This window comes from Cryobacterium sp. PH31-L1 (genome assembly GCF_030063145.1).
GTDB lineage: Bacteria > Actinomycetota > Actinomycetes > Actinomycetales > Microbacteriaceae > Cryobacterium.
The window spans coordinates 47,448-55,272 of sequence record NZ_JASISM010000009.1; the positions used below are offsets into that span (position 1 = coordinate 47,448).

7 protein-coding genes are annotated in these 7,825 nt (G+C 68.3%); 6 read left to right on the forward strand and 1 reads right to left on the reverse strand.

From position 1 onward, the window contains the following. Nucleotides 1–151 precede the first annotated feature (151 nt). From QMF22_RS15775 to QMF22_RS15795, 5 genes are read left to right on the forward strand one after another with little or no spacing between them, the layout of a single operon-like run. Nucleotides 152–1,318: a hypothetical protein gene (locus tag QMF22_RS15775; RefSeq protein WP_283455367.1), complete on the forward strand. Its 1,167-nt coding sequence runs from the start codon at nt 152–154 to the stop codon at nt 1,316–1,318. After that, nucleotides 1,315–2,019 carry a DUF4129 domain-containing protein gene (locus QMF22_RS15780; RefSeq protein ID WP_283455369.1) on the forward strand — a complete coding sequence of 235 codons (705 nt, stop codon included), beginning with the start codon at nt 1,315–1,317 and terminating at the stop codon, nt 2,017–2,019. The genes QMF22_RS15775 and QMF22_RS15780 overlap by 4 nt, the downstream gene beginning before the upstream one ends. After that, nucleotides 2,019–3,326 (forward strand): DUF4350 domain-containing protein, encoded by a 1,308-nt coding sequence (locus tag QMF22_RS15785; RefSeq protein WP_283455371.1) that lies wholly within the window; start codon nt 2,019–2,021, stop codon nt 3,324–3,326. The genes QMF22_RS15780 and QMF22_RS15785 overlap by 1 nt, the downstream gene beginning before the upstream one ends. Continuing rightward, entirely contained in the window at nt 3,323–4,324 is a 1,002-nt protein-coding gene (locus QMF22_RS15790; RefSeq protein WP_283455373.1) for an AAA family ATPase, read from the forward strand. Before QMF22_RS15785 ends, QMF22_RS15790 begins: the two co-directional genes overlap by 4 nt. 2 nt (nt 4,325–4,326) lie before the next feature. Beyond that, nucleotides 4,327–5,634, forward strand: coding sequence for a DUF58 domain-containing protein (locus QMF22_RS15795; RefSeq protein WP_283455375.1), 1,308 nt, complete (start codon nt 4,327–4,329; stop codon nt 5,632–5,634). Nucleotide 5,635: 1 nt separating this feature from the next. Here the strand turns inward: QMF22_RS15795 and QMF22_RS15800 are convergent, their stop codons facing one another. Next, nucleotides 5,636–6,631 carry a stage II sporulation protein M gene (locus QMF22_RS15800; protein ID WP_283455377.1) on the reverse strand — a complete coding sequence of 332 codons (996 nt, stop codon included), beginning with the start codon at nt 6,629–6,631 and terminating at the stop codon, nt 5,636–5,638. A 17-nt stretch (nt 6,632–6,648) separates the two neighbouring features. Between QMF22_RS15800 and QMF22_RS15805 the strand changes: the two genes are divergently transcribed. Next, on the forward strand, nt 6,649–7,503 hold the full coding sequence (locus QMF22_RS15805) for an RDD family protein (RefSeq protein ID WP_283455379.1): 855 nt from the start codon (nt 6,649–6,651) through the stop codon (nt 7,501–7,503). Nucleotides 7,504–7,825 lie beyond the last annotated feature (322 nt).

Genomic DNA, 7,825 nt, shown 5'->3' on the forward strand with positions numbered 1-7,825 from the left:
TCTTTCCAGAACGTCAGTCACGTGTGTTCTGATGTGGTTCGCTCAGCAGATTGCCCGATGAGTAGGGCAAAGTCTGGCATAAGAGTAGCTGAGCGCGCTGACAGAGTGCCTGCGAGCGCATTTCTTGATCGACCTGTGCCAGCATTGAATGGTGACAGACCCCTGGCAGGCCCCCGACGCCCCCATTCCACCGCGCTACGGGCAGTTCGCGCCGCCCGTCTCGCCCGATCAGAGCGCGCCGCATCCGTACGGCTCGTCCCCGGGCGGCACCCCCGGGCAGGGCTGGGCGCCGCCGCCCAAGCCGGGCCTGATTCCGCTGCGACCGATTGGATTCGGTACGCTGCTCGGCGCGTCGTTCCAGGTCTTGCGCCGCAATCCGAAGGCCACCTTCGGCAGCGGTCTGATCGTGCAGACCGTGATCATGCTCGTCACCGTGGTCGTTGTCGGGCTCGTCACGTTCTGGGCCATCGACCGCATCGACAGTGCTCCGCTCGACCAAAAGGATGCCGTCACCGCCGGCTCGTTACTGGCCGGCGCGCTGTCCGCCATCATCCCGATCGCTCTGTCGCTCATCGCTTCGGCCCTGCTGCAGGCCGTCATCGTGCTCGAAGTGGCCCGCGCGACTCTCGGCGAGAAACTACGGCTCGGCGCACTGTGGCGCACAGCGGCGACCCGTCTCTGGCCGCTGGCGCTGTGGACGCTGCTGCTGACCGCCGCGCTGTTCATAGGCGTGGCCGTGATCGCCGGCATTGTCGTGCTGCTGATCAGCGTCGGCGGCACCGCCGGATTCGTGGCCGGTGTTCTGGTCGGCATCTTCGGTGGCCTGCTGCTCGCGGCCGTGAGCGCGTTCCTGTACGCCAAAACCAGTGTCGTGCCGAGCCTTATCGTGCTGGAGAAACTGGGCGTGCGGGCATCCGTTGTTCGATCCTGGTCACTCACTCGCGGGTACTTCTGGCGCACCCTGGGCATACTGCTGCTGATCGGCCTGATCGTGCAGGTGATCACCCAGATCATCACCACGCCGGTGTCACTGCTCATGGGAATCGGTGCCGCGCTGGTCGACCCGAACGGGGCGTTCACCGACGAGACGACCTACATCATCACCGCTCTCAGCCTGATCATCGCTATTCCGGTGGCCGCGGTGGCGGCCGTCGTGCAGTCGGCGGCCATTGCGCTGATCTACCTCGACCTGCGCATGCGCAAGGAGGGGCTCGACCTCGAGCTGGCCCGCTACGTGGAATCGGCGGCGCAGGGCGGCGACGTTCCCGACCCGTACCTGGTACCGACGGCTCCCGGCACGGGGTATCCGGCGGCATGACCGCATTGGGCCTGGCGCACCTCGGAGCAGTGGTCGACCGGACCACGTTCGGCGTGCCGCGTGACGTTCCAGTGGTCCCCGACGCGCCAGAGGCCCGCCAGTGGTTGCGCGAGGAACTCGCCAAAGCCCCGTATGCCGCGGCCCGGCCCACCTGGTTCGACCGGGCATCTCAGGCTTTTCTTGATTGGCTCCAGTCCCTGACTATCAGCGGCGACGGCAATTTGAAAGACTGGCTGCCGATTGTCGAGGTCGTGCTGGTGCTCGCTGCGCTGGTGGCCGGCTGGCTACTGTTCGGCGCTCCCAGGCTGGCCAGGCGACGCCGCGCCGCTCTCGACCTGTTCGGCACGATCGACCAGCGCAGCAGCGCCGAGATGCGCACGGCCGCCGAGGCAGCGGCGAGGTCGGGCGACTGGAGCCTCGCCTGCGAGGAGATTTTTCGCGCCCTGGCCCGCGGCCTCGCCGAACGCACGGTGCTCACTGTCTCGCCCGGCACGACCGCGCACGATTTCGCTGCCCGAGCCCGGCTGGCCTTTCCGGCGAGCGGTCCGGCCCTGGCTCTCGCCGCCGACACCTTCGACCGGGTGCGCTACCTGGAACAGGCCGGCACCGAGCCCGACTTTAGCGCTCTGGCCGCGCTCGAGGCCGAGTTGCGCTCTGCGTTGCCCGTCGTGTGGGTCCCACTGGCCGAGGCGGGTCTTTGATGAGCGCGACTCTGACTTCTCCAGCGGATGCGGCAGTGCCAGACCCCCGCGCCGGTGGCGGCCCTGCGAGCGCCACGACCGTGGCCACGCCGACCCTGCGCGCGCTGCTTCGCCGCTCCTCATTTTGGATGATCGCCGCCGCCGGCATCGTGGCCATCGCCATCATCGCCGTGCTCGTCTCGGGTGGCAGCCAGGCTGCCGGCCGGGCACTGGCCGGGGACAACGCGGCTCCGGCCGGGTCGATGGCCCTGGTCGAAGTGCTTCGCCAGCAGGGCGTCACCGTGATCCTGGCCGAGTCCCTGGCCGAAGTGCGCGGAGCGGTCGGCGCGGATTCCACCGTGCTGCTCTATGACGAGAACAGCTACCTCGACCGGTCGCAGCTGAGCGAACTCGGCGACCTCGCCAAGCGCACGGTGGTCGTGGCACCGGATTTTCTGGCCCTGCAGGCGCTGGCGCCCACCGTGGGTTTCGGCGGTGTCTCCGATGCGGAGACGCTGACGGCTGACTGCTCGGTTCCGGCCGCAAACCGAGCCGGGGAGCTGGTGCCGGGAGGTGACACCCTGTCGATTCCGCCGGGTGAGCATCCGCTGGTCACCGGCTGCTTTCGAAGCGGCACCGACACCTTCTCGCTGGTGCGGGTGCAGAACGAGCACACCGGCGGCCTCGTCTCGCTCGTTCCCGACCCTCGCGTGTTCAATAACGAGAACGTGACCGGCTACGGCAATGCGGCGCTCGCCCTCGGCCTGCTCGGGCCGGGTGACTCGCTGGTCTGGTACCTGCCGACCCTGGCCGACCTGCCCCGCACCGGGCCACCCTCGCTGGCCGAGCTAACCCCCGGCTGGGTGACCCCGGTGCTCGTGCTGCTCGCGCTCGTCGGCGTCGCCGCTGCCCTCTGGCGCGGCCGGCGATTCGGGCCGCTCGTAGCCGAAAACCTGCCGGTCACGGTGAAGGCGAGCGAGACCATGGAGGGTCGCGCCCGACTCTATGCGCGCAGCAACGCCCGCCTGCGGGCGATCGACGCCCTGCGCGTGGGCGCCGTGCAACGTCTGGCCCGAACCGTCGGCCTCGGCCGGCTCGCCCACCTGGACGAGATCATCGGCACGGTGGCACTTATCACCGGCCGCGCCCCCGACGAGGTTCGCCGGGTTCTCGTGGGGGCGATCCCCATCTCCGATGCCCAGCTGATCGAGCTCGGAGGCGCCCTGCATACCCTCGAAACGGCGACCAGCCAGGCCGTGCGGGCCGGGGCGCCGGCATCCGCCTCTTCTGAAATCTTCACCCCTCCAGCCGAGAGAATGGACCCATGACGACTCCCACTGATCAGATCGACACCGCGCCAACCAACGCAGCGGATGCCGCCGCGCTGCGGGCCGCCCTCAACCGGGTGCGCACCGAGGTCGGCAAGGCCGTCGTCGGGCAGGACGGCGCGGTCACCGGGCTGATCATCGCGCTGCTTGCGCGCGGCCACGTGCTGCTCGAGGGAGTGCCGGGCGTGGCGAAAACCCTGCTCGTGCGCACCCTCAGCCACGCGCTGAGCCTCGACACCAAACGAATCCAGTTCACGCCCGACCTGATGCCTGGCGACGTGACCGGGTCGCTCATTTACGACGCCCGGGCCGGTGAATTCGAGTTTCGGCAGGGTCCGGTATTCACGAACATCTGCCTCGCCGACGAGATCAACCGCACGCCGCCGAAAACGCAGTCCGCGCTGCTCGAGGCGATGGAGGAACGTCAGGTCAGCGTCGACGGCGAATCGCTCAAGTTGCCGGAGCCATTCATCGTGGCGGCGACCATGAACCCGATCGAATACGAGGGCACCTATACGCTGCCCGAGGCGCAGCTCGACCGGTTTCTACTCAAGCTCGTGCTCGAGGTGCCGCAGCGAGTCGACGAGATCGAGGTGCTGCGCCGCCACGCGGCCGGCTTCAACCCCCGCGATCTCGCCGGTGCCGGTGTGAGCGCGGTGCTCGGCGCGGCCGAACTCGCCGCGGCCCAGGCGGCCGTCGCTCGCGTCGGATCGAGCGCCGATGTGCTCGCCTACATCGTGGACCTGGCCCGCGCCACCCGCACGAGCCCCTCGGTCAGGCTCGGCGTCAGCCCCCGCGGCACGACCGCCCTGCTGGCCTCCACCAAGGCGTGGGCTTGGCTGAGCGGATACGACTCGATCACCCCCGACCACGTGCAGGCCATGGCGCTGCCGGTCTGGCGGCACCGTGTGCAGCTGCGCCCCGAAGCCGAACTGGAGGGCGTCTCGGTCGATGCCATTCTGCGCGGAGTGCTGCAGCAGGTTCAGGTTCCGATCTAACGATGACGCTCAGCGGACGGTTCGTTCTTCTCCTCGCCCTCGGCGCGGTGCCCATCGTGCTGTTCGGGCCCTCGGTGGAGGCGGCGGCCGGCGTGCTCGCCCTCTGGCTGGTCTTCGTGCTTCTGCTCGGCGGTCTCGACCTGGCGCTGGCGGCGTCGCCGCGCGCCGTCTCGGTAGAGCGGATGCTGCCCGCCCGCGTTCGCCTCGGCGAATCGGTCACCAGCGAGTTGTACCTGACCAATACCGGGCGGCGGCGCCTGAATGCCGTGGTGCGGGATGCCTGGCAGCCGTCGGCAGGTGCCGGCCTCGTGCGCGGTTGGGTGGTGATTCCGGCCGGCGAACGCCGCCTCATGTCGGTCAGGCTCACTCCGTTTCGGCGGGGGGAGCGCCGGGTTGAACAGGTGACGGTGCGCTCCCTCGGGCCGCTGGGTTTGTGGAACCGTCAGGCGACGCTGAACGCGCCGGGGCGCATCCGTGTTCTGCCGCCGTTTCACGCTCGCAAACACCTGCCCTCCCGCATCGCACGGCTCAAGGAGCTCGACGGACGCACGAGTGTGATGGTGCGCGGGCAGGGTACCGAGTTCGACTCACTGCGCGAATATGTGCGCGGTGACGATGTGCGCTCAATCGACTGGCGGGCCACGGCGAGGCGCAACGACGTCATGGTGCGCACCTGGCGGCCGGAGCGCGACCGCCGCGTCGTCATTCTGCTCGACACCGGCCGCACTTCGGCGGCCCGCGTCGACAACGAACCCCGGCTGGACACCGCCTTCGAGGCGGCTCTGCTGGTCGCAGCCCTCACCTCAGTGGCCGGCGACCGGGTGGACTTTCTGGCCTTCGACCGCCGGGTGCGCGGCCGGGTGCAGGGCGCGACCGGCGCGGCCCTGCTGTCGCAGATGGTCGATTCAATGGCGCTGATCGACCCTGAACTCATTGAAATGGACTGGGCAGCGGTTCCCGGCCAGGTGCGCGCGGTCACGAGCCAGCATGCCCTGGTCGTGCTGCTCACCTCCATCGACGCCGCGGGAGCGTCGACCGGGCTGCTGTCGGTGCTGCCGCAGCTCACCAAGCGGCACACCGTGGTCGTGGCCTCCGTGCTCGACCCGGCTACCGTGCTCGCGGCGGCCACCCGCGGTGGACGCGACGAGATCTACCGCGCGTCGGCCGCTGAGCGGGCCCTGCTCGACGTGGCGCGCGTGTCGGCCGCCATCCGCCAGCTGGGAGCGGATGTCGTCACCGCCTCCCCCGCGCAGCTCCCGCCGGCCCTCGCTGACCGCTACATCGCGTTGAAAGCGGCCGGGCGGCTCTGACTCACGCGCTGTAAATGCGCGTACTCCCCGCCTCGAATTCGCTGAGGTCGCCGGTTTCCCCCGCCCTGCTTGCGCGCCCGCCGACTACGATCATGTAGAACAGGAACGCGCCGAGCGCCACCGCTCCGATGCCGATCTTGATCGGCCACGGCCACGGCTGCGAGGTGACGAAGCCCTCAATAATGCCCGAAACCAGCAGCACGAACACCAGTCCGATCGCCACGGTGAACAGCGCTCGCCCGTCTTCGGCGAGTGCCTGACCTCGGGTGCGGGCGCCGGGGGCGATCCACGCCCAAAAGATGAGCAGTCCACCGGCAGCCGCAACGAAGATCGCCGTGAGTTCGAGCAGCCCGTGCGGAGCAATGTAGAGAAGGAAAACGTCGCCCTTGTCATAGGCGAACATGATGGCGGCCGTGGTGCCAAGGTTCATGGCGTTCTGCAGAATGATGAAGGGCACGTAGACCCCGGTGATGCCGAAGGCGATGCACTGCGCTGCAATCCAGGCGTTATTGGTTGAGACGAATCCGGCGAAGGATGCCGCCGGATTCGCGGAGTAATACCCCACGAAGTCCTCATTGGCCAGTTGCGCGAGTTGCGCCTCCGTTCCCAGGTTGGCCAAGACCCTTGGATCGTTGTAGGCCCACACGGCGTATAGTCCAGCGACGACGAACGTGACCACGGCGACCGCGAGGGTGACCCAGCGCAGCCGATACAGGGCCGCGGGGAGCTGGAGAACGAAAAACCGGGGAAGCTGCGCCAACACGTTGACGCTCACGCCGGTGAAACGCAGCCGGGCGCGGGACAGGCCGACCGACAGTCGGTCGCCTTCCAGGGTCGAGCCAGCGGCCGACTTGATCGCGGAGAGCTGAGTGGCCCCGGCCTGATAGCGCTCGATGAGTTCATCGGATTGGGCACCGGTCAGCCCCCGCCGGGCACCGAGCTCGGTCAGGCGGTCCCAGTCGGCGCGGTGCGCGGCAGTATATGCGTCTAGATCCATCTGGTTCAATAGTAGACATGAAGGAGACCGCGCGTCCCACCGACCGTGCCGCTGATTTTGACCGTGACGCCGAACTCGTCACCGGCGAGGCGGTCGCGCTCGACGTGCGGCCGGCCAGCGTCATTTTGCGCGGCGCCGGGGCAATCATCGACGCGATCGCGTATCTGGCCCTGTACCTGCTGATCCTCCTGGGCTTCTACCTGAGTTTCGCGGTCTATACCGACGCCGCACTCACCCAGGCACTGAACGTTGTCGCCCTCGTCTTCTCGCTCGTGGTCGTGCCGGTCTTGGTCGAAACCCTCACCCACGGCCGCTCGCTCGGCAAGTTGGCCATCGGCGCCCGCATCGTACGAGACGATGGCGGAGCCATCTCCCTACGGCACGCGTTCATTCGTGCCCTGACCGGTGTGCTCGAGATCATTATGACCGTCGGAGGTCTGGCCGCCATCACAGCGCTGCTCAATGGGCGTTCCAAGCGGCTCGGCGACCTGCTGGCCGGTACCTACAGCCAGCACGAACGTGTGCCGCGCAACAAAGAGGTCCCGCGCGCCCTGCCCGAAGCGCTGGCCCCCTGGGCGCAGACCGTCGATATCGCGCGCCTGCCGGATCGGCTGGCGCGTCGTGTCGCCCAGTACCTGCGCCAGTCCTCCCACCACACACCCCAGACCCGCGAGCACCTGGCCCAGTCCCTCGCCGCCGAGGTCGCCCCCTTCGTCTCGCCTCTGCCCGACGCTCCGGCCGAGTACTTCCTCGTCGGCGTAGCCGCCGTCCGCCGCGAACGTGAATTCACCGCCCTCGTCCTCGAACGCGAGCGTCTCGCCCGCCTGGCCCCAGTCCTGACCGGCCTCCCCCACGGCTTTCCCAACCGCTAGCTAAACAGCGGCGGGACGCCTTCTTCTGTTCCTTACTGAGAGCCAATGCAAAAGCTGCTGGATACAGCTTGCGGATGGTCGCCCTCGTAGACAGCCACAGTCCCGCAGGGCAAGCTGCCCGTTGCCCGTTGCCAAACAGTCGCCCTCACCGCAGCGGCTGCACGTTGCCGCTCCCGCAAAGTTCAGACTGGGGGCGGGGTGTCGGGATATTCGCGGGGTGCCGAGTTTTCGGGGTGTTTTGCGGGTCTCCGCATGCTTTTCGCGGAGGCCCGCAAAACACCCCGAATGTTTGAGCTGAGGAGCGAGTGTCCCGTCGCTCCGC